Origin of the sequence: Arthrobacter sp. 08Y14, from assembly GCF_002929455.1 — a bacterium.
In the GTDB taxonomy this organism is placed as follows: Bacteria; Actinomycetota; Actinomycetes; order Actinomycetales; family Micrococcaceae; genus Arthrobacter_B; species Arthrobacter_B sunyaminii.
Map to the genome: position 1 here is coordinate 1,086,600 of NZ_PJIX01000002.1, position 25,419 is coordinate 1,112,018.

Here is a 25,419-nt window from a genome sequence, read left to right on the forward strand (position 1 = left end):
ACTGCCTGCCTTTGCTAACTGATTATGAAACTCAGGGGCGGGATGCTTCCCGCGTTCCCGGCTCCTGATGGAGCCGGCACGAGAATCAGGAGTTGATGGACGTAACCTTGACCTTGGTCAGCGAGGAGCGGTAGCCCTGACGCTTCTTGTAGCCGGTCTTGTTCTTGAACTTCTGGATGACAATCTTCGGACCCCGAAAATTCTCAACGATCTCTGCCGTCACGGTGACCTTGGCCAGGTCCTGTGCGGAAGAGGTGACCTGGTCGCCATCAACCAATAGCAGGGCGGGCAGCTCAAATGTGCTGCCGGCTCCACCGGGGACGCGGTCCAGGGTTACGAGGTCTCCAACGGAAACCTTTTCTTGGCGGCCGCCAGCGCGGACAATCGCGTACACCACTTGGGAACTCACTTCTCTCGACGTTAATACTTGGATGCGCATTTGGCTGGGCTCAAATTGCCCGCCTTGCGCCATGCAGTCACGCCCTGTACCGAAAACGGTTTCGAAGGCGTTCGCACCGAAGTTCAAGGTTACGCTACGCAACCGATAACCCGCAAATGCTGGGCTTCCAGGCGCGCCGCCTCTTCGGACGTCACTGCTCTCGTTCTACTTTATAGCATTTCGCGCTCCACCGTGTCCCCCGGGCAAAGACGGAGGCGGCCACCCCCTTTGATGGGGATGGCCGCCTCCGTTGCGCTGTTCAGTTCAGAGCGCCGCTCAGTTTCTTAGAGTTCCGAAGCAGGGACACCAACGCCCAGGATCACCGGCGCGCTGCCACCGCTCTCGCGGCGCTTTTCCTGCTTCTGGACCGCGGCGGGAGCAACGGTGCGGCGCACAGCCACCGGAGCGGCAGGCACAGCGGAGGCTGTGTCGCCGGTCTGGATGGCGTCCGCCCCTGAGGCACCCTGGGGGCTGCCGGCAGCACGACGACGGCGCGGAGCCCGCACGGGCGCAGAAACTGCAACCGGTGCAGCAGATGACTCCGGTGCCTCAGTCGGGGCCGGAGTGGCAACTGCCGCCCGGGTGGGCATTTCAGCGGCGGCGGGGGCCTGAACGTTCCGCGCGGCAGCACTGCTTCGGCGGGACCGGCGCGGCGGCCGTGCCGGCGTATCCTGTGCAGGCTTCTCCTCCGCCTCGCGGTTTTGCTCCGGTGCCGCCGCCGCAGCTACCTCGTTGAAGGCCTCAGTGAGGCTCTCAAGGGTGAACCGGGACTCTTCCCGGGCCGGCTGGCGCCGGTCCCGGCGCGGAACCACCACGGTCTCGCCCTGAATGTTCAGGACGGCGCCGGCAACAGACTCGGGGACCCCGGCGTCGGCGGACGCGGCCGCCGGCTCCGACCCGGGCTGTTCCGGGCGATTCCGGTCTGCGGCCTTCTCCCCCGACTCGACGGTGTCATGGGCTGCAGCGGTGGCGGCAGCGATCGTAGCCAGAGCGGCGCGGGCGGCCTCGGCCTTGGCCTTGGCCTGCCGCTCGGCCTCGCTCTGACCGGATTCCACCGTCTTGGCCGGCTCCTCGGCCGGTGCTGCAGCGTTGTGCTGCTGCGGAGCGCCGGAGCCGCGGCTGCGGTTGCGCTTGCGGTCCCCGCGGGACTGCTTCTCCTGCTTCAGGTGCTGCTGGTGGTTGTCCTCGGACACCGCATGAGCCACCACGCTGTTTGCGGGGTTGCCGTTGTAGCTGGTGCTGCGGCGGTGCTCCACGGGAATGTCGTGCGTGATGACACCGCGGCCGGCACATGCCTCGCACTCTTCCCCGAAGACTTCGAGCAGGCCGGTGCCCATGCGCTTGCGGGTCATCTGGACCAGCCCAAGGGAGGTTACCTCAGCAACCTGATGCTTGGTCCGGTCCCGGCCCAGGCACTCCACGAGGCGGCGCAGGACCAGGTCCCGGTTGGCTTCAAGGACCATGTCAATGAAGTCGATGACAATGATGCCGCCGATATCGCGCAGGCGCAGCTGCCGGACAACTTCCTCGGCCGCTTCCAGGTTGTTCTTGGTGACGGTTTCTTCGAGGTTGCCGCCGGTGCCGGTGAACTTGCCGGTGTTGACGTCCACCACGGTCATGGCTTCGGTGCGGTCGATCACCAGGGAGCCGCCCGAAGGAAGGAACACCTTGCGGTCCAGCGCCTTGGCGATCTGCTCGTCAATGCGGCTGGCGGCGAAGATGTCTTCGTCCTTGGTCCATTTCTCCAGCCGGCCCACCAGGTCCGGCGCCACGTAGGTGACGTAGGCCTCGATGGTGTCCCAGGCCTCCTCGCCCGAAACGATCAGCTTGGAGAAGTCTTCGTTGAAGACGTCACGGACCACCTTGATGGTCAGGTCCGGCTCACCGTACAGGAGCTCAGGTGCCAGAGTCTTGGTGGACTTGGCCTTGGCCTCGATGTTCTCCCACTGTGCGCGGAGCCGGTTGATGTCATTCATCAGCTCCTCTTCGGACGCGCCTTCAGCGGCCGTGCGCACAATGACACCGGCGTCCTGGGGGAGGTGGTCCTTGAGGATCTTCTTCAGCCGGTTGCGTTCAACGTCGGGCAGCTTGCGGGAAATGCCCGTCATCGAGCCGCCCGGCACGTACACGAGGTAGCGGCCCGGCAGGGAGATCTGGCTGGTCAGGCGGGCGCCCTTGTGGCCCACCGGGTCCTTGGTGACCTGGACCAGGACGGAGTCGCCGGACTTCAGCGCGAGCTCAATGCGGCGCGGCTGGCCATCCAAACCGGCAGCGTCCCAGTTGACTTCACCGGCGTACAGGACGGCGTTGCGGCCGCGTCCAATGTCCACGAAGGCGGCTTCCATGCTGGGCAGCACGTTCTGGACCTTGCCCACGTAGACGTTGCCGATCAGGGAGTCCTGCTGCGTGTTGGAGACAAAGTGCTCGGCGAGGACGCCGTCTTCGAGGACGCCGATCTGGATCCGCTCGTCACGCTGGCGGACAATCATCTGCCGGTCAACGGATTCACGGCGGGCCAGGAACTCCGCCTCGGTGATCACGTGGCGGCGGCGGCCCGATTCCCGGGATTCGCGCCGGCGCTGCTTCTTGGCTTCGAGACGGGTGGAACCCTTGACGCTGGTTACCCGGTCGGAAACAGGGGCATCGGCGTGGGCCCGCGGGGCCCGGACCCGGGTTACCGTGTTGGGCGGATCATCGTCGGTCCCGCCGGTGAGCTCAAGATCGGCATCCCCGCGGCGGCGCCGGCGGCGACGGCGGGAGGTGACACCTTCAGCGGCGTCCGGCGCGGCGGCTGCCTCTTCCGGGGAAGCCCCGGTTTCGGATTCACCCTCAGTTGCAGCGGCAGGGGAAGATTCACCGCGGGTACGGCTGCGTCCGCGCCGGCTGCGGCGGCGGCTGCGGTTGTCCTCGGAATCCTCCTCGGCTTCGACACTCTCCTCGGCGGCGTGCGCCGGGACCGGACGGACAACACTCAGGTCCGGTGCGTGGAACAGGGGCAGCGCCGGAATCGCGAACGGATTCAGGCTGGAGGGAGCATCCTCTTCTTCGGCTTTCGCTTCCTGCTGCTGCACCGTTCCGGCCGGGGCTGCTTCAGCGGCCGCGCTCCCCTCGGGCGACGGAGTCTGCGCGGCGGCAGCGGAGGCAACCGTGTCATCCGCTGCTGCGGCGGCGGCAGGCACGTCGGCCGGCGCACCCCCGGCGGACTCCACCGGTGTTTCGGCAGCCTTTGCGGGGCGGCGGCGGGCACGGGTCTTGGGTGCTGCCTTGGCTTGGGGGGCGCCGGCCGGGGTTTCCTCGGACGGAGCAGATTCAGCTGCCGGTGCGGATTCAGCGGCCGGAACATCCGCCGCAGCGGTCTCAGTCACCGGCTTCTTGGCGGGGGCACGACGACGACGCACGGCTTTAGCGGGCGCCTCGACAGCAGGAGCGGCCTCTGCGGCAGGCTCAGTTCCCACAGCGGTCTCAACGGTGCCGGTCTCAACGGTGCCGGTCTTTTCGGCTGCCGGCTCTGCAGTGACTTCAGCGGCGGCGGGGGCTTCCCCTGCCGGAACCGTCTTGCGGCGCGGGGCCCGCACCCGCTTGGGCTTCTCGGCGGCAGGTTCGGCCGCCGCAGTATCCGCAGACGCTGCAGTATCCGCAGAGCCGCCGGCTACCGGACTTTCCTTGGCACTTTCCTTGACTGCCTCGTCGGCAGCGGGTGCAGAAGCAGCCACCGACTTGCGGCGGCTGCGGGTGGCACGTTTTGCCGGTTCCTTAACCTGGGGCGCATCTGCCGCAGGTGCGGATTCGATGCTGCTTTCATTTGCTGCTAGGTCATTATTCAGTGCATCACTCATAAAAAACTTCGCTCCGGCCCCTGCGGCACTGGCCACATTCCAATGCCCAGCGGGCAATGTGTCGGCTGTGCGGCGCATCAGTTGCTGCCGCCAGCCGGAAGTCGTCTGGATGTCATCCGAGGTCGCGCCATCTGTAGGGCGCGGTATCACTCGAAGACCAGCGGCGCTTTTCCTGCTACTCGCGGCACGTTCACGACGTTGCCGCTGCGGGTAGGTCTTATCGGCGGATTCCCTGGTTCCCATCCGGATTGATGGGCGAACTGCTTGGGAAGCGTCACCGACAGAACCGGAAGCCTGTCGCTGGACCGGTGCCGGAATGTGGTTCCGCCATCAGCCAAAGCCATTATCTCACACGGCCGTCTTTTTGGCCCGCAACAACGCATAGACTCATTCCGTATCACCACCAGCCAAAAGGAGTTCTTCGTGCCTTCCAGCGCAGCCCATCAGCAAGCCATCCGCCGGGCCCCGGAACAGCAGGGTTCGGAGCGCGGTTTTGCGTGGATCATGCTCGTGACCGGAGTCGTCGGCTGGCTGGCCTCGGGCGTCCTCGTCCTGGAACGGCTGCGTGTCTTTGCCGACGCCAATTACATCACCAGCTGCGACATCAATCCCTGGGTTTCCTGCGGCACCGTCTTCAAAACCTGGCAGGCGGCCATCTTCGGATTCCCCAATCCGCTGATCGGCATCGTGGCCTTCGCCGTGATCATCACGTCCGCCATGGGAATGCTGGCCGGAGCCAGGTACGCCCGCTGGTACTGGCTGGGCATGCAGGCCGGGGTGACGCTGGGCATGGTGTTTGTCGTGTGGCTGTGGAGCCAGGCGCTGTTCGACATTTACGTACTCTGCATTTACTGCATTGTTGTCTGGGCCGCCATGATTCCGCTCTTCGTCTTCACGACCGTGCGCAATCTTGCCCACGGCGTTATTCCTGCCCCGGCAGGCCTGGTGAAGTTCCTTTCAGAATGGGCCTGGGTCATTGTGGCTCTCCTGTGGGTGGCCACTGCCGCCTCAATCTTTTTCCGCTTCATGAACTCCTTCATCGGCTAAGAACGGCGGATACCCGTTGGACGGGGGCCCGACCCGCCGGGAGGCTGGTCGGGCCCCCGCTTCGTTACTGAGCCGGCATAGCCCAAGCCAGCAGGACAGGAACGTCCTGCCCGGGCCAGGTGGCGGTCAGGGACGGATCGGCCACTGCCTCTCCCCCAAGCTCCAGCACCCGCACCACGGACAGGTCCCAGTCCCCGGCCCGGATGTGCGCCACAGTCAGATCGGCCGGACCCGGCTGCGGGCCCTCGGCGAGCTCTTCGCCACCCGGCAGCCCGCTGGCAACCACGCTGACGGACTCCGGAATGTCTTCCCGGACGCCGCCGTTCTCAAAATACTGCGGCGCCTGGCCCTGTCCGGAAAGGATCGACACCGTCAGCGCCTGAGCATAGGCGGGATCCCCGCAGGCGTCGTAGACCCACCGCGTGCCTAGCACCGAATGCTCCATGGTGGTAATCAGGTGTTTCTCAGCGCCTTCCAGCGGAGCTCCGCGGTAGGTGAGCGGAACCTGCACCACATCGGCCCCGACGGCGACAAGGTGGGTCTCAATACCCACCTCGCCGTCCGGGTCATCGAAGCGGAACGAGCCGACGCGCTCTATGGGCAGCTCCCCCACGCGGGGAAACCACGACCTCGTGGGCAGCCAGGAGGCAAGAAGTTCCATTTTGTCCGGGTGCAATTCTGCGTGATAGATGAGTGCCATGGGCCCAGCCTAGGGGCATTGGGCGCAGGCGTCAGGAATTTCCCCCGGCGGTGCCCGGTTGTCGCCTCTAAGCACTACCCACAAGTCTTCAGGAGAACCATGCTTCGAGAAACCCCCGCACCCCGGCCCAACGGCACTGTCCCTACTGCACTGGTGGCCGGAGCGACCGGAATTGCCGGCGCCGCCATCGTTGACCTGCTTGTCAACCAGGGCTGGACCGTCCTGGCACTGTCACGCAAGGGAGGCGCCCCGGATCCGGCGCGTCCCGGCGTCGTGCCCGTTGCCGCGGACCTGACCAGCGCCGAAAGCCTCACTGCCGCCCTGGCAGACAAGAGTCCGACGCATGTCTTCTTCACCTCCTGGTCCCGCCAGGAAACCGAAGTGGAGAACATTGCGGTCAACTCCGCGATGGTCCGCAATCTCCTCACGGCGCTGGAGCACGCACCGCTGGAACACGTGGCCCTGATGACCGGACTCAAGCACTATATGGGCCCCTTCGAGGCCTACGGCGAAGGTCCCATGCCGGACACTCCGTTCTCCGAAGATGAACCTCGGCTTCCGGTGGACAACTTCTATTACGCCCAGGAAGACGAGCTGATGGCGGCCGCGCAGCGGCAGGGTTTCGCCTGGTCCGTGCACCGGGCGCACACCGTCATTGGCTTCGCCGTCGGCAACGCCATGAACATGGGCCAGACGCTGGCTGCGCAGGCGACGCTGTGCCGCGAACTTGGGCTGCCGTTTGTTTTCCCGGGCTCGGAAACCCAGTGGAATTCGGTCACCGACATGACCGATGCCGGTCTGCTGGCCGAGCACATGCTGTGGGCCGCAACCGCTCCGAACACCGCCAACGAAGCGTTCAACGTGGTCAACGGCGACGTGTTCCGCTGGCGTTCCCTGTGGCCGCGCCTGGCGGAGTACTTCGGCGTGGAACCGGTCGGATTTGACACCGAGCCGCGCCCCCTCGAGGAGCAGATGGCGGACATGGACGAGGCGTGGGAAAAGCTGGCCGCCCGCCATGGCCTGGCTGAACCGAACCTCTCCCGGCTGGCAACCTGGTGGCACACCGACGCTGATCTGGGCCGGAACATCGAGGTTCTGACCGACATGAGCAAGAGCCGGGTGGCGGGGTTCACCGGCTACCGCCGTACCGAAGATGCCTTCAAGGACCTCTTCGCCAGGCTGCAGTCCGAACGCCTGATCCCTTGGGTCCGGCAGCAAGGTCCCGGAGAAATGCAGGGGTAAGGTGTCCTGGCGCACCATCGGGGCGGGTCAACGCTGCATCTGGAGTAGGATCGGAGCACAACCCGGGTTTGACGTGCTGCTTTGGCGCGTCCGCCCGGTTATGAAGGGTTAGAAGGACAGGAGGTGAACCGCACGCATGGACGACGGACATAGTCGATACACCGCGCCGCGCGAGCCCCGCCTTCCAATCCGGGTCCCCTAAGCACCTCGACCTGCTCTTTGGGGCGTGATCTTGTGCGGCAGCGGTATTTTGCATCCCCGCTCATTTTCCCGCACCCGCCGCGGCAATGCCGCTGCCTTTAGGTGTGCCCCACCGGAGGAACCGGGATCATGATTAAGTCCCCCACCCTGACTTTTGATGCACGCGCCGAACTGCTGGCCGATGCCCTGGACAAAAACAGCCTGCCCGATGTTGCCCGCGCCTTGGACCGGCTGAGCGTGGCAGAGACCATGGAGCAGCTCGAACGGCTGAACAGCATTGACCGGGCGCTTGCCTTCCGCACACTGCCCAAGGAGCGGGCCCTGGAGGTCTTCGAGAGACTCGATGCCCTCCTCCAGGCGGACCTCGTGGCGGGACTGCAGGACGCGCAGGTGGCCGAGGTCTTTGCCGGGCTGAGCCCCGATGACCGGGTGGCGCTGCTCGATGAGCTGCCCGCGTCAGTGGCGAAGCGCCTGCTGCTGGGACTCAGCGACAAGGACCGTGCACTCACGAACACCGTGCTCGGCTACCCGCAGGGTGCCGTGGGCCGCTATATGAGCCCGCAGTTTGTCACGACCCGCCCTTGGTTCACAGCCGCCCAGACAATGGCCCGCGTTCGGGCCCAACTGGATGATGCTGAAAGCATCTACACGATTCCGGTTGTCGACGAAGGCCGTCGCCTGGTGGGTGTGGTCTCCCTGCGGGATGTGTTGCGCGCCGCGGAATCAGACCCTGTGGCGAGCCTGATGAAGGACCCGCTGTCCGCCCCCGCCGCCCTGGATGCAGAGGAAGCGGCCAGGTACTGCGCCGACGCGAAAGTCCTGGTGCTCCCGATTGTCGACGCCGAAACCCGGCTTGTGGGAATTCTGACCGTGGACGACGCCCTGGGCATTCTGGAGGACGCTGAAAGCGAGGATGCAGCCCGGGCCGGCGGCGCCGAACCGCTGCGCCGGCCCTACCTCGCCACCCCCGTGCGCAGTATCGTGCGTGCGCGCGTGGTCTGGCTGCTGGTGCTGGCATTGGGTGCAACATTGACGGTCCAGGTCATGGGCGCCTTCGAAGCCACCCTGGCCGAGCAGGTGGTGCTGTCCCTCTTCATCCCCCTGCTGATAGGCACGGGCGGAAACACCGGAAACCAGGCAGCGACCACCATTACCCGCGCCCTGGCGCTGGGTGACGTCCGGCCGAGGGACGTCTTCAAGGTCCTGGCCCGGGAGCTGCGGGTGGGTGCCTGGCTGGGTATCTTGCTGGGCGGGCTGGGCTTCGTGCTTGCCTCCATCCTGTTCACCGTGCCGCTGGGCCTGGTGATTGGCCTGGCACTGCTGGGGGTCTGCACGATGGCTGCCGGCGTTGGAGGGCTGATGCCGCTGCTGGGCAAAGCGCTCAAGGTGGATCCGGCAGTGTTTTCGAATCCTTTTATTTCGACCTTTGTGGATGCAACGGGCTTGATCATCTACTTCCTGATCGCGTCCTCGGTTTTGGGGCTCTAGCTAGCCGGCCGGCCGTCCCTGTCCTCCGCTGGAGTGCCTGTCCCCCGTAAAGCCGCGAGGGCCTGACCACGGATGCGTTCCGTGGTCAGGCCCTCGCGGCTTTACGCTTCTTGAGCGGGTTACTTGCCGAACCAGATGCCGATTTCGCGTTCTGCGGACTCGGGGGAATCCGAACCGTGGACCAGGTTCTGCTGAACTGCTGTGCCCCAGTCCCGGCCAAAGTCGCCGCGGATGGTGCCCGGCGCCGCCGTCGTCGGATCGGTGGTGCCCGCCAGGGAGCGGAAGCCCTCGATGACGCGTTCGCCTTCGAAGATGGCCGCCACGATGGGGCCGCTGAGCATGAACTCGACCAGCGGTTCGTAGAACGGCTTGCCTTCGTGCTCGGCGTAGTGCTCTTCGAGCACCTCGCGGGTGGCGTTCACCTTCTTCAGTTCAGCCAGGGTGTAGCCCTTGGCTTCTACTCGGGCCAGGATTGCGCCGGAGAGATTCCGCTTCACGCCGTCGGGTTTGATCAGTACAAGTGTGCGTTCGGTGCTCACGGTAAATCTCCTTGCGAAGTAGCGGTTTTCGAATCTAAGCCTAGTCGGTGACGGCTGTGCCGGCAGTGCCCGTGTCCTCCAGGCCTTCGGGATGGGCCTTTTCCCATTCCTCCTGCTCGCGGTCCCGCTGCCGGTTCTCCCGGTCCAGGCGCATGCCGGTCTTCAGTCCGTACCACCAGGTCGCGGCAAAGATTGCTCCAATCAGGAACATCATCGGTTCCAGGAAACCGGTGGCGATGATGACCAGCTGCAGGATCCAGCCAATGACCGGACCAGCCGGCTTGGACAGAATTGCGCAGGTACCAATCAATGCCGCGAAGAGCACCAATCCGCCGGTGAGGATGATGGCGGGAGACAGGACGTCGCGCTGCAGGCCGAACACGGCGAGCGTCGCAAAGAGCACCAGGAACGCTTCCAGAACCAGGACCGTCGAGGCGAACATGATGCGGATGGAACGCCGTTTCTTGGGCATTCCCGGGCGCCACTCGCGCTGCGCCTTGGTGAGTTTTGCCATGGTGATTACTTTCCGAGAAGGGTGCGCGCTTCGGCCACCAGGGTAATGGAGCCGATGATGAGCACGCCGCCGGCCAGGTCATTGTTTTCCTCGGCCTTGGCCACGGCCCATTCAATGGCATTGTCCAGGCCGGGTTCCACCTGCAGGTCTTCATCGGCAAATCCGGCGTCGACGGCGTCCTGGACCAGGTCTTCGGCCGAGAGGGCGCGCGGGGAGCTGGACTGCGTAAGGCAGACGCCGGCGATCTGGTCGCCGAGGGTCTCCCGCAGTTCGGTGAGGATGCCCACCGAGTCCTTCTCCGCCAGGATGCCGACCACCAGCACCAGTGACGTGAAGCTGAAAGCTTCCAGTACCGCTTCGGCTGATGCCTTGGCACCGGCGGGGTTGTGCGCGGCGTCCACCACGATGGTGGGCGCGGTGCGCACCACTTCGAGGCGGCCGGGCGAGGAGACGGTGGAGAACCCGGTGCGGAGCAGTTCCACGTCCAGTTCCTTGGTTCCGCCGCCAATGAAGGCCTCCAGCGCTGCCACGGCGACGGCGGCGTTTTCCGCCTGGTGCTTGCCGTGCAGCGGCAGGAGCAGTTCCTCGTAGCGCCCGGCGAGCCCGGCGATGGTGAGCATTTGGCCGCCGACCGCCATCACGCGGGACTCGACACCGAATTCGACGCCCTCGAAGCGGTACGGGACGCCCACTTCGCGGGCCTTTTCCAGCAGGACCTGTGCAGCTTCCATCGGCTGGGCGGCACTGATCAGGAAGCCGCCCTCCTTGATGATGCCGGCCTTTTCCATCGCAATGTCAGCGACGTCGTCGCCCAGCAGTTCGGTGTGGTCCAGGGAGATGGGCGTGACGACGGCAACGGAGCCGTCTCCCACGTTGGTGGCATCGGTGATGCCGCCCAGGCCCACCTCAATGACCGCCACGTCCACGGGTTCGTCGGCGAAGACCGCGAACGCGAGGATGGTGACAGCTTCAAAGTAGGTCAGGCGCGGTTCCCCGGCGGCCTCGAGTTCGCCGTCGACAATGTTCAGGTACGGGTGGATTTCGTCCCAGATCCGGACAAACGTCTCGTCGGAGACAGGTTCGCCGTCAATGCTGATCCGCTCGGTGACCTTGCTCAGGTGCGGGCTGGTGTACCGGCCGGTGCGCAGCCCGTAGGCCCGCAGCCCGGCCTCGATCATCCGCGCTGTGGAGGTCTTGCCGTTGGTTCCGGTGATGTGGATGATCGGGAACGCCTTGTTCGGCTCCCCCAGCACCTCCATCGCACGGAACAGCGGCGCCATGCGCGGCTCCATCTTGTTCTCGGGGGCGCGGCTCAGCAGCTCGGCGTAAACGCTTTCGACGGAGAAACCGTCGATTGCCCCGGAGGGCCCGTCGGACATGCTCATTAGATCTTCTCCACTGTGACGGTGAATTCTTCAGCGTCGTCGGCAAGTTCGACGGCGGTGACCACCAGCTGGTCGGTCAGGGTTTCTGACTTGATCAACTCCGCATTGGCTTCCAGGGCCGCAGCGGCGGTCGGCGAGGTTTTTACCTCGGTGCGGATGTGATTGCTGATGTGCAGGTCCGCGTCGCGGCGGGCCTGCTGGATGGCACGGATGCCGTCGCGGGCGGTGCCCTCGGCGGCCAGCTCCGGCGTGACCTCGGTGTTCAGCACCAGGAAGCCGCCGCCGGGCAGCACGGAGACAGCCTTGGAGGATTCGCCGTCGGCGGTTTCCACCACTGTTTCCAGCGTGTATTCCTGCGGCTGCAGTTCCAGGCCGCCCGCGGTGACCGTGCCGGCGTCGTCCACCGACCAGTCCCCTGACTTGGAGGCCTTGATCGCGGTCTGGACGTTCTTGCCCAGGCGGGGGCCTGCGGCGCGGGCGTTGACCACGAGCTTCTGCGTGATGCCGAACTCGGCCGGATCAGCGGCAGCGGCTTCCATCAGCCGGACGGACTTCAGGTTCAGTTCATCGGCGATGATTGCCGCGAACTGGCCCTGCAGCGACTCGGCATCGGGCGCGACGACGGTCAGTTCGGACAGCGGCAGCCGGACCCGGAGGTTGGCGGCCTTACGCAGGGACGAACCCACTGAGGCGATCCGGCGGGTACGGTCCATTCGGTCCACCAGGGCGGGATCCTGCGGGAACAGCTCAGCGTCGGGCCAGTCGGTCAGGTGCACGGAGCGCCCGCCGGTGAGTCCGCGCCAGATCTCCTCGGAGACCAGCGGCAGCAGCGGAGCGGCGACCCGGCAGACCGTTTCCAGGCAGGTGTACAGCACGTCAAACGCCTGGGTGTCTTCATCGAAGAACCGGGTGCGGCTGCGGCGGATGTACCAGTTGGTCAGCGTGTCCATGTACTGGCGCAGGGTTTCGCAGGCCTCGGACACGTCGTAGCTGTCCAGCTCGGAGGTCATGGTCCGCACTAGGTCACCGGTGGCGGCCAGCATGTAGTTGTCCAGCGGTTCGGTGGACTCGTAGCGCGTCTTCGCCTCGTAGCCGTTGCCGTTGTTCGCGGCGTTGGTATAGAGCGTGAAGAAGTGCCACACGTTCCACAGCGGCAGGATGACCTGGCGGACGCCCTCGCGGATGCCCTGTTCGGTGACGATCAGGTTTCCGCCGCGCAGGATGGGCGAGGCCATGAGGAACCAGCGCATGGCGTCGGAGCCGTCGCGGTCCAGGACCTCGGAGACGTCCGGGTAGTTGCGCAGGGACTTGGACATCTTCTGCCCGTCGGAGCCCAGCACAATGCCGTGGCTGATGACGTTCCGGAAGGCCGGGCGGTCAAAGAGGGCGGTAGCCAGGACGTGCAGCGTGTAGAACCAGCCGCGGGTCTGGCCGATGTACTCCACGATGAAGTCGCCCGGGTTGTGGTGCTCAAACCAGTCGGCGTTCTCGTGCGGGTAGTGCACCTGGGCGTACGGCATGGAGCCGGAGTCGAACCAGACGTCCAGGACGTCTTCGACACGGCGCATGGTGGACTGGCCCTCTTCGGGGGTCCGCGGATCGTCCGGGTTAGGTCGCGTCAGTTCGTCGATGAAGGGGCGGTGCAGGTCCGGCTCGCCGGCATGGTTCAGCGGCAGCCGGCCAAAGTCGGCCTTGAGCTCTTCCAGCGAACCGTAGACGTCGGTGCGCGGGTAGTTGGGGTCATCGGAAACCCAGACCGGGATGGGGCTGCCCCAATAGCGGTTGCGGCTGATGGACCAGTCGCGGGCGTTTTCCAGCCACTTGCCGAACTGGCCGTCCTTGACGTTTTCCGGGATCCAGTTGATCTGCTGGTTCAGTTCGACCATGCGGTCCTTGATCTTGGTGACCTCCACGAACCAGGAGGAAACAGCCTTGTAGATCAGCGGGTTCCGGCAGCGCCAGCAGTGCGGGTAGCTGTGTTCGTAGCTGGCCTGGCGCAGCAGGCGTCCGTCGGCGCGCAGCACGCGGGTGATGAGCTTGTTGGCATCAAAGACCTGCAGTCCGGCAATGTCGGACAGCGGTCCGTCGGCGAACATGGGAAGGAACTTGCCGCCCTCGTCCACGGACAGGATGACGGGGATGCCGTTGGCTTCGCAGATCTTCTGGTCATCTTCACCGTAGGCCGGAGCCTGGTGGACGATGCCGGTGCCGTCGGTGGTGGTGACGTAGTCGGCCACGACAATCCGCCAGGCGTTCTGCGTGCCCCACTTCTCGGTGTCCGTGTAGTAGTTCCACAGCGGTTCGTAGGCCAGTCCGGCCAGCTCGCTGCCCAGGTGCACGGAGGTGACGGCCGCACGGGCGGCGTCGGCGTCGTCGTACCCCAGGTCCTTGGCGTAAGAGCCCACCAGGTCTTCGGCCAGCAGGTAGCGGGCCTCCGGGTTGTCCTGCGGCGTGCCGTTGGGTCCGGCGGGCACGACGGCGTAACGGACGGAGGGTCCGACGGCGAGGGCCATGTTGGTGGGCAGTGTCCAGGGCGTGGTGGTCCAGGCGATGGCGAGGACGCCGTCGAGCTCCGCTGAGAGTGCGTTGTCGCCCGCAGTGATGGGGAAGGTGACCGTAACGGTCTGGTCCTGACGGTCCTTGTAGACGTCGTCATCCATGCGCAGCTCATGGTTGGACAGCGGGGTCTCGTCCTTCCAGCAGTACGGGAGCACCCGGAAGCCGCTGTAGGTCAGGCCCTTCTCGTGGAGGGTCTTGAAGGCCCAGATGACCGACTCCATGTACTCGACGTTGAGCGTCTTGTAGTCGTTTTCGAAGTCCACCCAGCGGGCCTGGCGGGTGACGTAGTCCTTCCACTCACCGGCGTACTCCATCACGGAGGCACGGCAGGCGTCGTTGAACTTGTCGATGCCCATCTTCTCGATCTGGACCTTGTCGGACATGCCCAGCTGCTTCATGGCTTCGAGCTCGGCGGGCAGGCCGTGGGTGTCCCAGCCGAAACGGCGTTCCACGCGGCGGCCGCGCTGGGTCTGGTAGCGGGCCACCAGGTCCTTGACGTAACCGGTGAGCAGGTGGCCGTAGTGCGGCAGGCCGTTGGCGAAGGGCGGGCCGTCGTAGAAGACAAACTCGTTGGAGCCGTCCTTGCCGGCGGACCGGGCGTCAATGGAGGCCTGGAAGGTGCCGTCCTTGTCCCAGTACTTCAGAACCAGTTCTTCAAGTTCCGGAAACTTGGGGGAAGACGGGGCGGCGTTTTCTGCCGGGGCGGCGGCCGTAGTGGCCTTGGGATAGATAGAGGGCATATTCGTCATCCTGATAGCGGCAAGTAGTTCTGTTGAAGTACAGGATGCGAGGGCGGAGTTCTTGCCGGCCAATGCCGGCGGGGAACCCGCGGTACCACCTCGCTTGCCGCCGTCGTCGTCCGCGCTGTGCTGTTAATCTTCAGTGCACTGCGCTGCCGAGTCAGGCTGCCGCTCGTTGACTGCTGTGACGGGCTTACCCGTCCGGTTCTACTGGGCACACGGTCATTCCAAGTATCTGGAAAGGGGTACGGCGCCGTTCTTCCGGAAGCTCACCGGTGATGGCCGGGTCAAAGCTGCTCCCGCCAGTTTAGGCCACACCCCCGGGGTTGTCGAAGTTGGGGCTGTGGACGTTAGGACTGTCGACGCCGGAGTGTCGATCCTAAGCCTGGTCCGGCTGGCGGCGGACGACCTTGTGGTTGGCGGCCTGGGCGACGGGGCGCAGCACCACCTTGTCCAAATTGATGTGGTGCGGCAGGTTCAGGGAGTATGCCATGACGTCGGCGACATCCTCTGCGGTGAGGGGTTTCTCCACTCCCGCGTAGACCTTCTCCGCTGCCTCCTTGTCGCCGAGCCGGTTCAGGGAGAACTCCTCGGTCTTGACCATGCCGGGCAGGATCTCGATGACGCGGACGTTGTTCTCCGCTTCTTCCAGACGCAATGTTTCGGCGAGCGCCTGCTCAGCGGACTTGGCAGCGCAGTATCCGCCGCCGCCTTCATAGGAGGCGAGCGCCGCGGTGGAGGTCAGCATCAGCACGGAGCCTTGGCCGGAAGCACGCAGCGCGGGCAGGAAGGCCTGGGTGACGCGAAGCGCCCCGAGCACGTTGACGTTGTACATGGCTTCCCAGTCGCCAAGCTTTCCGGTTGCCACGGAGTCCACGCCCCAGGCGCCGCCGGCATTGTTGATGACGGCGTCCACTCCCCCGGCAGCGAGCACCTCGTCAGCCATCCGGGCCACGGATTCGCCGTCGGTCACGTCGGCCGTGATGGCCTGCGCGCCGGTCTCGGCGGCGAGCGCCTGAAGCCTGTCTCCGCGGCGGGCCACGGCCACCACGTCCCAGCCCGAGTTTCGCAGGGCCCGTACGGCCGCCGCTCCAATGCCTGAACTTGCTCCGGTAACTACTGCGCGCTTAGGGGTCATGGCACCACCCTAGCGACTCTACTCCCGGGCCGGCTTCTGTGTTGCTGTGGTGTTACCGTGTTGCGGCTACATTGCACATGGAGCGGCATATACAGTGACGAAACACTGCCACTGTCACTGTCACGTTCCTCTTATCCTGCTTGGAGCCACATTGCCACCCAGCATGTATCTTCCCCTGATGCTTATTGGAGCCCTGTCTCAACTACCGGCCGCGTTCTACTGGTTGAGGCGCCCGCCGCGGCACAAAGGACAGGCCCTGACGGCCCGGGATAAGACATACCTGGCGCTGTCCTTTGTCGGAGCAGCGGCAGTATTGGCCGCAATGGTCATGCTCCTTGCCTACCTGTTCACCTTCAGAGCCACAGGGGCTTCCGCTTCAGATGGTCCGGCTGCCTGGCTGGCTCCAGCGGCATGCTGGGGATGACGGCTACCAACCCGGCTGCGTCAACAGCGCGTCAGACAGCGACATGGCCGTTCGCCGGACGTGCTCCAGCCGGGCACCGAAACCAGCAGGCACGTGAGCCGGCAACTTGTCGACCGGGAACCACCGGACGTCTTCGCTTTCATCGCTGACGGAAATCACGGCGTCCGGACCGACAACCGCGGCGTATCCCACATCCCAGTGCGCTGAGCACGAGAACCCCGCGTTCAGATCATGCCGGTCAAGGTCCATGATGGCGGGGCTCAGCAGGGTCAGGGCGCTGATTCCGGATTCCTCCCGGGCCTCCCGTTGGGCAGCTTCGGCCACTGTTGCATCCTGCGGCTCAAGGTGCCCGCCGAACTGCACCCAGAACTGCCCCTTGCGGTGGAAACACAGCAGAACACGATCGAAGCTCGGCGAAAACACAAAACACGAGCCGGTCACATGTTCCGGACCCCCGTCCCGGCGCAGGGCAGCATCCCCGGCCGTGGTCAGGAACCGCAGATATTCCTCCCGCGGCTCCGAATCCGGAAGTGCCCTGAGGCTGGTCAGCAGATCATCAAGACTCATGCTGCTATCTTGCCGCACCAGGCGGCGAAGACTTGAATGTCATGGCCCGGCCGCGGCCGGTCAGGCCGAGCAGGTATTCGCGGAGCACCACGGCTTCGTTCTCCGTCTCCGAGCGCGCCCCGTGGAGCAGCACTTCCCGTCGGTCGGTTCATAGATGCGGCGGATGCGGATCGACGCCGGATTCTCCTGAAGCGTTGCCATACCCCGGATGCTACGGTCGCGTGCCCGGCTCCGAACAGGGCTTCCGACCGGCGGCGCCGGCGGGCAGCCGCAACAGTCCCCGTGCCGCGCTGCCCGCATGGAAGAATGGCACTATGGCTGAAAACTTTCCGGGCACAGACACGCCCGACAATGAACCCAAGACCGTATCCGTCCCCGACAAGCCCGCCCTTGAAGGGCTGGAAGCAACACTGAGCCGCCGCTGGCGCGATGAGGGAACGTACGCGTTCAACGAAGACACGGTCCGCGAGGACGTCTACTCAATCGACACTCCCCCGCCCACGGCCTCCGGCTCGCTGCACGTGGGGCACATGTTCTCCTACACGCAGACCGACGTCATGGCGCGTTACCAGCGCATGACCGGCAAGAACGTCTTCTACCCCATGGGCTGGGATGACAACGGCCTGCCCACCGAACGCCGGGTGCAGAACTACTACGGTGTCCGCTGCGATCCTACAAAGCCGTACGATCCCGACTACCGGCCGCCGGCAACCGCGCCGAAGAACCAGCGCGATTTCGATGTCATCTCCCGCCGGAACTTCATCGAGCTGTGTGAAGAGCTGGCGGTCGAGGACGAGAAGGTCTTCGAGGACCTCTTCTCCACCCTGGGCCTGTCCGTTGACTGGACCCGCACTTACCGCACCATCGATGACAACTCCCGCGCCGTCAGCCAGCGCGCCTTCCTGGAGAACCTCAAGGCCGGGGACGCCTACATGTCCGAGGCCCCCACTCTGTGGGACGTCACCTTCCGCACCGCAGTGGCCCAGGCCGAGGTGGAGGACCGCGAACAGCCCGGCGCCTACCACCGCATCAGCTTCCATGCGCCCGACGGCGAAAAGATCTTCATCGAGACCACCCGCCCCGAGCTGCTTCCGGCCTGTGTGGCACTGGTGGCCCACCCCGACGACGAGCGCTACCAGCGCCTGTTCGGCACCAAGGTCACCTCCCCGCTGTTCGACGTTGAAGTTGAGGTCCGGGCACATCCGCTGGCCAAGCCGGACAAGGGTTCGGGCATCGCCATGATCTGTACCTTCGGCGACCAGACCGACGTCACCTGGTGGCGTGAGCTGAACCTGCCCACCCGCGCCGTCGTCGGCCGGGACGGCCGTCTGCTTGCTGATACCCCGGACTGGATCACCACGGACAAGGCGAAGGAAAACTACGCCGCCGTCGCCGCCAAGACCGTCTTCAGCGCCAAGGAAGCCGTTGTCGAAATGCTGCGCGAAAGCGGCGACCTCGAAGGCGAACCGAAGAAGATCACCCACCCGGTCAACTTCTTTGAAAAGGGCGACAAGCCCCTCGAGGTTGTCACCAGCCGCCAGTGGTACATCCGCAACGGCGGCCGCGACGAGGACCGCCGCGCAGCCCTCATTGCCCGCGGCAGGGAAATCGACTTCCATCCGTCCTTCATGCGCTCACGCTACGAGAACTGGATCGAAGGCCTGAACGGTGACTGGCTGGTCTCACGCCAGCGCTTCTTCGGCGTTCCGGTTCCGGTCTGGTATCCCCTGGATGCCTCCGGCAACCCGGACTACGACAACCCCGTGCTGCCGTCCTCGGAGCAGCTGCCCGTGGACCCGGCCGCCGAACCGGCTCCGGGCTACGAGGAATCCCAGCGCAACCAGCCGGGCGGTTTCGTGGGCGACGCCGATGTCCTGGACACCTGGGCTACGTCCTCCCTGACCCCGCAGATTGTGGGCGGCTGGAGCCGGGACGAGGACCTGTTCAGCAAGGTCTTCCCGTTTGACCTGCGTCCGCAGGGCCACGACATCATCCGCACCTGGCTGTTCTCCTCCGTGGTGCGCGCCGATGCCCTGAACCACGCCGCGCCGTGGAAGCACGCCGCCATCTCCGGCTGGATCCTGGACCCGGACCGCAAGAAGATGTCCAAGTCCAAGGGCAACGTGGTGGTTCCCACCGACGTGCTCAACGACTACGGATCCGACGCCGTGCGCTACTGGGCGGCCTCCGCCAAGCTGGGCGCGGACACGGCCTACGAGATTGCGCAGATGAAGATCGGCCGCCGCCTGGCCATCAAGCTGCTCAACGCCTCCAAGTTCGTCCTGAACCTGGGTGCCACCGAGGCAAACGTCGTCACGGCGGACACTTCGGTGATCACCAACGCCTTGGACTCCGCACTGCTCAAGCAGCTGGCCGAGGTGGTCAATGCTTCCACCGCGGCGTTTGAGCGCTACGACTATGCCAAGGCACTGCAGCTGACCGAGTCCTTCTTCTGGTCCTTTACGGATGACTACGTGGAGCTGATCAAGGACCGCGCCTACGGTGCCGCCGGCGAAGCAGAGCAGGCTTCAGTGTTGGCCACCCTGGCCACCACGCTGGATGCGCTGCTGCGCCTGTTCGCCCCGTTCCTGCCCTTCGCCACCGAAGAGGTTTGGGGCTGGTGGCGTAACGGCTCGGTGCACCGCGCCCCGTGGCCGAACGTTGACGCGCTGTCCTCCGCAGTCGCCACGGCCGACGCCGGCATCCTGGCCACCGTCGCCACCGCCCTGGGCGGCATCCGCAAGGCCAAGTCCGAGGCGAAGGTCAAGCAGCGTACCGAGGTCCTCACAGCCACTGTGACGGCGTCCGAGGCGCAGGTTGCGCAGCTGCAGGCCGGCCTCGCCGATCTGAAGGCAGCGGGCAACGTCCGCGAGCTCTCGCTGGCCACGGGCGAGGGTGAACTCGCCGTATCCGGCGTCGAGCTGGCGCCGGTGGAAACGGCTCCTGCGGCCGAGTAACAGACACAGCACAGAATAAACAGAACGCCCGGCCGGAAATCTCCGGCCGGGCGTTCTGTTTGCTGGAAGCAAATGCAGTTAGTCGAACTGCGGGCTTTCGGTGCGGCTGCGCTTGAGCTCGAAGAAGGCGGGGTTTTCAGCCAGCATGACGGCGCCGTCAAACATCCGGCCCGCTTCCTCGCCGCGCGGTATGCGCGTCAGGACCGGCCCGAAGAAGGCGGTGCCGTTGAAAGCAACAATGGGGGTTCCGACGTCGTCGCCCACCTTGGAGATGCCTTCCTGGTGCGAAGCACGAAGCTGGGTGTCGTACTCATCGCTGTCGGCAAACAGCGCCAGCTCGGCCGGGAGGCCAACCTCGTCGAGGGACTCGCGGATGACGGCGTCGAGATCAGCATTGCCGCCGACATGGATCCGGGTGCCCATGGCATCGTAGAGCGGCTTGATGTGCTTGTCGCCGTGGAGCTCAGAGGCGGCAATGATGACGCGTACCGGCTTGATGGCCGCCTTCATGCGCTCCATGTAGTCCTCGGGCAGGTCCCGTCCTTCATTCAGGAGGGACAGGCTCATCACGTGCCAGTCGGTGGTGACGTCGCGGACCTGCTCCACTTCACCCATCCAGCGGGAAGTGACCCACGCGAATGGACAGATCGGGTCGAACCAAAAATCGGCTTTTGCTGCAGAATCGGGCAAGCTCACGAAATTCTCCTTCAGGGCATTGCGGACCCGCGGCGAAGATCGCGGGTTGCTGGGAACAGCATTGGTTATTCGTGCAAACCCGCGGTCAGGCTGATTTGTTCCGGCGTTTGGTGGCAACTGCCTGCGAAATCAGTGTGGGTTCGGCCTTTTGGGTCACCACTTCTTCGGTGATGACCACTGTGGCGACGTCGTCGCGGCTGGGCAGGTCGAACATGACCGGCAACAGGACTTCTTCCAGGATGGCGCGCAGCCCGCGCGCACCGGTGCCGCGGGACAGCGCTGCGTCCGCAACGGCGTCCAGGGCGGCGGGTTCGAAGGTGAGCTCAACGCCGTCAAGCTGGAACATTTTCTGGAACTGCTTGATCAGCGCGTTCTTCGGCTCGGTGAGGATCCGGATCAGTGCCTCCCGGTCCAGGTTCGAGACCGTGGTGATCACCGGGAGCCGGCCGATGAACTCCGGGATCAGGCCAAACTTCAGCAAATCCTCGGGCATGACGTCGGCGTACGAGTCGGCTTCCTTGGCGTTCTCATTCAGCGGTGCACCAAAGCCGATTCCCTTGCGGCCGGAGCGTGAACCAATGATCTCCTCCAACCCGGCAAAGGCGCCGGCAACAATGAAGAGGACATTGGTGGTGTCGATCTGGATGAACTCCTGATGCGGATGCTTGCGTCCTCCCTGCGGGGGAACCGAGGCAACCGTGCCTTCCAGGATTTTCAGCAGGGCCTGCTGCACGCCCTCGCCGGATACATCGCGTGTAATCGACGGGTTCTCGCTTTTGCGCGAGATCTTGTCGATCTCGTCAATGTAGATGATGCCCTGCTCGGCCTTCTTGACGTCATAGTCTGCGGCCTGGATGAGCTTGAGCAGGATGTTCTCGACGTCCTCCCCCACGTAGCCGGCTTCGGTCAGTGCGGTGGCGTCTGCGACGGCGAAAGGTACGTTCAGACGGCGGGCCAGGGTCTGCGCCAGATAGGTCTTGCCGCATCCGGTGGGACCGATCAGCAGGATGTTGGACTTGCCGATTTCCACATCATCGGAGACCACGGCGTCAGACAGATTGCCTGTGTTGCGCGGTGCGTGGCCGGACTGGATGCGCTTGTAATGGTTGTAAACGGCGACGGCGAGGGAACGCTTGGCCGGTTCCTGGCCAATCACATACTCCTGCAGTGAATCGAAGATCTCCCGCGGCTTGGGCAGTTCGAAGGAGCCGAGGTCAGCTACCTCGGAGAGCTCTTCTTCGATGATCTCGTTGCAGAGATCAATGCACTCGTCGCAGATGTAGACTCCGGGACCGGCAATAAGCTTGCGGACCTGTTTCTGGCTCTTTCCACAGAAAGAGCACTTGAGCAGATCCGTGCTCTCACCAATGCGAGCCATAGTTCAGTCCCCTTAGATGGTCCATCGTTAATTCAGCGCCGGCAGTCGTCCCGAGGGGACAGTGAAGCCGGTCAGCATGTTCCACTCTAGGACACTTGGTTCAGTGATACAGCAACCGAAAGGCCCGCGGTGCGATATTTCGCGCCGCGGGCCTTCCTGAGGCTTACATCCGGTTAATGGCCGGAGTCTTGATCTTGCGGGAGTCAAGCACCTGGTCAATCAGTCCGTATTCGAGGGCACCGGCGGCCGTGAGAATCTTGTCACGCTCGATGTCACGGTTGACTTCCTCCGACGTGTGGTTGGAGTGAAGCGCCAGGGTATCTTCCAGCCAGGTCCGCATGCGCATGACTTCAGCTGCCTGGATCTCCAGGTCCGAAGCCTGTCCACGCTCGCCTCCGCCCAGTGCCGGCTGGTGGATGAGCACGCGGGCGTTGGGCAGCGCGAGGCGCTTGCCCGGCGTGCCGGCTGCCAGAAGGACAGCTGCGGCGCTGGCCGCCTGGCCCAGGCAAACCGTCTGGATTTCAGGGCGGATGTACTGCATGGTGTCGTAAATGGCCGTCATGGCCGTGAACGAACCGCCCGGAGAGTTGATGTACAGGGTGATGTCGCGGTCCGGGTCATTGGACTCAAGGACCAGCAGCTGGGCCATGACGTCGTCAGCAGATGCGTCGTCGACCTGGACACCCAGGAAGATGATGCGGTCCTCGAACAGCTTGGTGTAGGGGTCCTGGCGCTTGAAGCCGTACGGCGTGCGCTCTTCGAACTGCGGCAGTACGTATCGGCTGGACGGCATCTGCGGCGCCGATCCGCCTGCGGTTCCGAAATTCATGTTCATTGCTTTGCTCCTGAAGTCTAAGAAAAGTGCGCTGGAAGAGAGGAAGGGTTAGTCCTCGGCCGGAGCCGCGCCCTTGTCCTGATCCGTTCCGCCGCCGCCGGTGACGCCGCCCGCATGTGCGGAGATCTTGTCAAAGAACCCGTATTCCAGTGCTTCCTGGGCCGTGAACCACTTGTCACGGTCATTGTCCTTCAGGATGGTCTCCACGGTCTGGCCGGTCTGTTCGGCGGTCAGTTCCGCCATGACCTGCTTCATGTGGAGGATCAGTTCAGCCTGAATCCGGATGTCGGAAGCGGTGCCGCCGATGCCGCCGGAGGGCTGGTGCATGAGGATGCGGGCGTGGGGGGTGGCGTAGCGCTTGCCCTTGGTGCCGGAGGACAGCAGGAACTGTCCCATGGACGCTGCCAGGCCGGTTGCCACGGTGACTACGTCATTGGGGATGAACTGCATGGTGTCGTAGATGGCCATGCCGGCCGTCACTGACCCGCCGGGAGAGTTGATGTAGAGGAAGATGTCCTTTTCGGGATCCTCAGCGGAGAGAAGCAGAAGCTGGGAGCAGATGGCGTTGGCGTTGTCATCGCGGACTTCCGAGCCCAACCAGATGATCCGCTCACGCAGCAGACGATTGTAGATGTAGTCGTCCCGGCTGGCCGGGTCCACCGTTGCCATTGTGGGTGTGTTGGGTGCAATTGCCATACTGAGTGACCTCTCGCTCTGGCGGGGTACAGAACCGCTAACCGCGTCAGCTGGTCCCGCCGTTTATCTCTCCTAGGACACTAACCTGTTGCGCGTGTGATCTGCTTGCGTTTCGCGGGCTGTTCGCTGACGGCGCACGATGCCGGTCACAGCTCGGGGCGGGGCGGATCACAGCACTGCGGGCGGCCGGGGGCGCTTAAACGCAAATGCGCCGCCTGCCCTTCCGGGCGGACGGCGCATTGCATTGACCGGAGGTCATGCGCTGCTGTTGGGCAGGCTATGCCTTGTCGTCGCTCTTGGACTCTTCGGCAACCTCGGCCTCGGGAGCTTCGGTTTCGGCTTCTGCAACCGGTGCTTCTTCGCCTGCGGGGCGAACGAACTCGGTCAGGTCGATCTCATTGCCGGCGGTGTCGGTGACCTTGGCAAGCTCGAGAACCTTGGCAAGCGCCTTACGACGGCGAACTTCGCCAACCATCATGGGAACCTGGCCGCTCTGGTCGATCAGCTGTGCGAACTGGTTCGGATCCATGCCGTACTGGCCGGCGGCGGAGACGATGTAGTCGATCAGCTCGTTCTGGCTGACGCCTACCTCTTCCTTGTCGGCAACAGCGTCAAGGATGATTTCGTTCTTGAAGGCTGCGGCAGTGTTCTCGCGAACTTCTGCACGGTGCTCTTCGGTGTCGTGGTCTTCGCCCTGGGAGTGTGCGCTCTCAGAGTTGAAGTGCTGTTCCAGCTGATCTTCGATGACGGATTCCGGAACCGGAACCTCGATCATTTCCAGCAGCTTCTCCAGAACCTTGTCGCGGGCTTCAACGCCCTGCTCCATGAGCTTGGACTCTGCAGCACGCTTGGTCAGGTCTTCGCGCAGCTCTTCGATGGTGTCGAATTCGCTGGCCAGCTGGGCAAAGTCGTCGTCGGCCTCGGGGAGCTCGCGCTCCTTGACTGCCTTGACCGTCACCGTGATGGTGGCGTCTTCGCCGGCGTGCTCGCCGCCGGCCAGCTTGGTTTCAAAGGTGGCGGACTCGTCAGCGGACAGACCGGCGACTGCTTCGTCCATGCCCTCGAGCATGGTGCCGGCGCCAACCTGGTAGGAAAGGTCCGCAGCGGAGTCGACCTCTTCGCCGTCGACCTTGGCTACGAGATCCATGGTGAGGAAGTCGCCTTCGGCAGCGGGACGGTCCACGGACTTCAGCGTGCCGAAGCGGCCGCGCAGTTCATCCAGTGCCTTGGTGACGTCATCGTCGGAGGCTTCAGCAGGCTCAACCGTAACCTCGAGGCCGGCGTAATCCGGGAGCTCGATTTCGGGGCGGATGTCCAGCTCAACGTTGAAGACCAGCTGGCCCTCGTTGGTGGCGGGATCCGGAACTTCGCTGATCTCAACCTCGGGGCGGCTCAGCGGACGGATGCCCGTTTCCTGCACGGCACCCTGGTAGAAACCGTTCAGACCGTCATTGATGGCTGTTTCCAGGACGTAGCCGCGGCCAACGCGCTGGTCGATGAGCCTGTTGGGGACCTTGCCCTTGCGGAAGCCAGGCACCTGCACCTGGGTGGCGATGGTCTTGTAGGCCTCGTCGATGCTCGGCTTCAGTTCCTCAAACGGAACTTCGACGACGAGCTTTACCCGCGTGGGTGTGAGGTTTTCTACAGCGCTCTTCACAGCGTAGTTCTCCTGAGGTTTCTGGGGATTGGGTCTGCACCATGTGTACTACAGAGTCGGGGTGACAGGATTTGAACCTGCGACTTCCTGCTCCCAAAGCAGGCGCTCTTCCAAGCTGAGCTACACCCCGTCAGTGCACCTGACAGCCTACCGGCAGAAACCGCCCTGTGCACAATTGGAGGGAGCCAGGCCTTGCAGCAGCCCCGTTCTTCGACGGGATTACCGAACAGCGGAATTCCCGTGCTAAGGTAAAACCTGCCTTAGGGCGCCGGGGATGTAGCTCAATGGTAGAGCCTCAGTCTTCCAAACTGATTACGCGGGTTCGATTCCCGTCATCCCCTCAGTAAATATAACCGGCTGCCGCCGGCTTCGAAAGGGTCC

At 64.4% G+C, this 25,419-nt stretch carries 18 protein-coding genes and 2 tRNA genes; 5 read left to right on the top strand and 15 right to left on the bottom strand.

What is annotated here, in order from left to right; translation table 11 throughout:
- Positions 1–85 precede the first annotated feature (85 nt).
- A complete protein-coding gene (rplU, locus tag CXR03_RS11590) occupies positions 86–397 on the bottom strand; it encodes a 50S ribosomal protein L21 (protein ID WP_104053917.1) in 312 nt (103 codons plus the stop codon).
- Positions 398–723: 326 nt separating this feature from the next.
- The gene (locus CXR03_RS11595) at positions 724–4,275 is read right to left on the bottom strand and encodes an Rne/Rng family ribonuclease (protein WP_104103893.1); all 3,552 of its coding nucleotides are present in this window, start codon (positions 4,273–4,275) and stop codon (positions 724–726) included.
- Between the two features lie 504 nt (positions 4,276–4,779).
- On the opposite strand from CXR03_RS11595, the gene CXR03_RS11600 reads away from it, so the two are divergent.
- Complete coding sequence (locus CXR03_RS11600) at positions 4,780–5,322, top strand: vitamin K epoxide reductase family protein (protein WP_104054787.1); 543 nt, start codon at positions 4,780–4,782, stop codon at positions 5,320–5,322.
- 64 nt (positions 5,323–5,386) lie between these two features.
- On the opposite strand, the gene CXR03_RS11605 is transcribed toward CXR03_RS11600, so the two are convergent.
- Positions 5,387–6,022 (bottom strand): hypothetical protein, encoded by a 636-nt coding sequence (locus tag CXR03_RS11605; protein WP_104103894.1) that lies wholly within the window; start codon positions 6,020–6,022, stop codon positions 5,387–5,389.
- A gap of 99 nt (positions 6,023–6,121) precedes the next feature.
- On the opposite strand from CXR03_RS11605, the gene CXR03_RS11610 reads away from it, so the two are divergent.
- Together CXR03_RS11610 and mgtE are read left to right on the top strand one after the other, a co-directional pair.
- A complete protein-coding gene (locus tag CXR03_RS11610; RefSeq protein WP_104103895.1) occupies positions 6,122–7,264 on the top strand; it encodes an SDR family oxidoreductase in 1,143 nt (380 codons plus the stop codon).
- A gap of 330 nt (positions 7,265–7,594) precedes the next feature.
- Positions 7,595–8,953, top strand: coding sequence for a magnesium transporter (gene mgtE / locus CXR03_RS11615; protein WP_104103896.1), 1,359 nt, complete (start codon positions 7,595–7,597; stop codon positions 8,951–8,953).
- 119 nt (positions 8,954–9,072) lie between these two features.
- Here mgtE and ndk read toward each other — a convergent pair whose 3' ends face one another.
- The 6 genes from ndk to CXR03_RS11645 all read right to left on the bottom strand — a co-directional run bounded on the left by ndk (position 9,073) and on the right by CXR03_RS11645 (position 16,819).
- The gene (gene ndk, locus CXR03_RS11620) at positions 9,073–9,492 is read right to left on the bottom strand and encodes a nucleoside-diphosphate kinase (RefSeq protein WP_104053912.1); all 420 of its coding nucleotides are present in this window, start codon (positions 9,490–9,492) and stop codon (positions 9,073–9,075) included.
- Positions 9,493–9,532: 40 nt separating this feature from the next.
- Positions 9,533–10,006 carry a DUF4233 domain-containing protein gene (locus CXR03_RS11625; RefSeq protein ID WP_104053911.1) on the bottom strand — a complete coding sequence of 158 codons (474 nt, stop codon included), beginning with the start codon at positions 10,004–10,006 and terminating at the stop codon, positions 9,533–9,535.
- Between the two features lie 5 nt (positions 10,007–10,011).
- On the bottom strand, positions 10,012–11,391 hold the full coding sequence (locus CXR03_RS11630) for a folylpolyglutamate synthase/dihydrofolate synthase family protein (RefSeq protein WP_258073606.1): 1,380 nt from the start codon (positions 11,389–11,391) through the stop codon (positions 10,012–10,014).
- Positions 11,391–14,699, bottom strand: a complete 3,309-nt coding sequence (ileS, locus tag CXR03_RS11635) for an isoleucine--tRNA ligase (RefSeq protein WP_104103897.1) — start codon at positions 14,697–14,699, stop codon at positions 11,391–11,393. Before ileS ends, CXR03_RS11630 begins: the two co-directional genes overlap by 1 nt.
- A 370-nt stretch (positions 14,700–15,069) precedes the next feature.
- A complete protein-coding gene (locus tag CXR03_RS11640) occupies positions 15,070–15,828 on the bottom strand; it encodes an SDR family oxidoreductase (protein ID WP_104103898.1) in 759 nt (252 codons plus the stop codon).
- Positions 15,829–16,255: 427 nt separating this feature from the next.
- Positions 16,256–16,819: an NUDIX hydrolase gene (locus CXR03_RS11645; protein WP_104103899.1), complete on the bottom strand. Its 564-nt coding sequence runs from the start codon at positions 16,817–16,819 to the stop codon at positions 16,256–16,258.
- A 314-nt stretch (positions 16,820–17,133) separates the two neighbouring features.
- Between CXR03_RS11645 and valS the strand changes: the two genes are divergently transcribed.
- The gene (valS, locus tag CXR03_RS11650) at positions 17,134–19,776 is read left to right on the top strand and encodes a valine--tRNA ligase (protein ID WP_104103900.1); all 2,643 of its coding nucleotides are present in this window, start codon (positions 17,134–17,136) and stop codon (positions 19,774–19,776) included.
- A gap of 78 nt (positions 19,777–19,854) precedes the next feature.
- Here the strand turns inward: valS and CXR03_RS11655 are convergent, their stop codons facing one another.
- The 6 genes from CXR03_RS11655 to CXR03_RS11680 form a co-directional block, all read right to left on the bottom strand.
- A complete protein-coding gene (locus CXR03_RS11655) occupies positions 19,855–20,466 on the bottom strand; it encodes a DsbA family protein (RefSeq protein ID WP_104104122.1) in 612 nt (203 codons plus the stop codon).
- A 91-nt stretch (positions 20,467–20,557) separates the two neighbouring features.
- Positions 20,558–21,850 (bottom strand): ATP-dependent Clp protease ATP-binding subunit ClpX, encoded by a 1,293-nt coding sequence (gene clpX / locus CXR03_RS11660; RefSeq protein WP_104053905.1) that lies wholly within the window; start codon positions 21,848–21,850, stop codon positions 20,558–20,560.
- Positions 21,851–22,013: 163 nt separating this feature from the next.
- On the bottom strand, positions 22,014–22,685 hold the full coding sequence (locus CXR03_RS11665) for an ATP-dependent Clp protease proteolytic subunit (protein WP_104053904.1): 672 nt from the start codon (positions 22,683–22,685) through the stop codon (positions 22,014–22,016).
- Between the two features lie 48 nt (positions 22,686–22,733).
- A complete protein-coding gene (locus CXR03_RS11670; RefSeq protein WP_104054784.1) occupies positions 22,734–23,354 on the bottom strand; it encodes an ATP-dependent Clp protease proteolytic subunit in 621 nt (206 codons plus the stop codon).
- Between the two features lie 304 nt (positions 23,355–23,658).
- Positions 23,659–25,038, bottom strand: a complete 1,380-nt coding sequence (gene tig / locus CXR03_RS11675) for a trigger factor (RefSeq protein ID WP_104103901.1) — start codon at positions 25,036–25,038, stop codon at positions 23,659–23,661.
- A 56-nt stretch (positions 25,039–25,094) separates the two neighbouring features.
- Positions 25,095–25,168 (bottom strand) — tRNA-Pro (locus CXR03_RS11680).
- 140 nt (positions 25,169–25,308) lie between these two features.
- Here CXR03_RS11680 and CXR03_RS11685 point away from each other — a divergent pair.
- Positions 25,309–25,379, top strand: a tRNA-Gly gene (locus CXR03_RS11685).
- Positions 25,380–25,419 lie beyond the last annotated feature (40 nt).

What these genes read in the sequence shown, in the direction of transcription:
- CXR03_RS11595 (WP_104103893.1), bottom strand. Translation starts at nt 4,275, where the DNA reads ATGAGTGATGCACTGAATAATGACCTAGCAGCAAATGAAAGCAGCATC.
- CXR03_RS11600 (WP_104054787.1), top strand. Translation starts at nt 4,780, where the DNA reads ATGCTCGTGACCGGAGTCGTCGGCTGGCTGGCCTCGGGCGTCCTCGTC.
- CXR03_RS11605 (WP_104103894.1), bottom strand. Translation starts at nt 6,022, where the DNA reads ATGGCACTCATCTATCACGCAGAATTGCACCCGGACAAAATGGAACTT.
- CXR03_RS11610 (WP_104103895.1), top strand. Translation starts at nt 6,122, where the DNA reads ATGCTTCGAGAAACCCCCGCACCCCGGCCCAACGGCACTGTCCCTACT.
- mgtE (WP_104103896.1), top strand. Translation starts at nt 7,595, where the DNA reads ATGATTAAGTCCCCCACCCTGACTTTTGATGCACGCGCCGAACTGCTG.
- CXR03_RS11625 (WP_104053911.1), bottom strand. Translation starts at nt 10,006, where the DNA reads ATGGCAAAACTCACCAAGGCGCAGCGCGAGTGGCGCCCGGGAATGCCC.
- CXR03_RS11630 (WP_258073606.1), bottom strand. Translation starts at nt 11,391, where the DNA reads ATGAGCATGTCCGACGGGCCCTCCGGGGCAATCGACGGTTTCTCCGTC.
- ileS (WP_104103897.1), bottom strand. Translation starts at nt 14,699, where the DNA reads ATGACGAATATGCCCTCTATCTATCCCAAGGCCACTACGGCCGCCGCC.
- CXR03_RS11640 (WP_104103898.1), bottom strand. Translation starts at nt 15,828, where the DNA reads ATGACCCCTAAGCGCGCAGTAGTTACCGGAGCAAGTTCAGGCATTGGA.
- CXR03_RS11645 (WP_104103899.1), bottom strand. Translation starts at nt 16,819, where the DNA reads ATGAGTCTTGATGATCTGCTGACCAGCCTCAGGGCACTTCCGGATTCG.
- valS (WP_104103900.1), top strand. Translation starts at nt 17,134, where the DNA reads ATGGCTGAAAACTTTCCGGGCACAGACACGCCCGACAATGAACCCAAG.
- clpX (WP_104053905.1), bottom strand. Translation starts at nt 21,850, where the DNA reads ATGGCTCGCATTGGTGAGAGCACGGATCTGCTCAAGTGCTCTTTCTGT.
- CXR03_RS11665 (WP_104053904.1), bottom strand. Translation starts at nt 22,685, where the DNA reads ATGAACATGAATTTCGGAACCGCAGGCGGATCGGCGCCGCAGATGCCG.
- CXR03_RS11670 (WP_104054784.1), bottom strand. Translation starts at nt 23,354, where the DNA reads ATGGCAACGGTGGACCCGGCCAGCCGGGACGACTACATCTACAATCGT.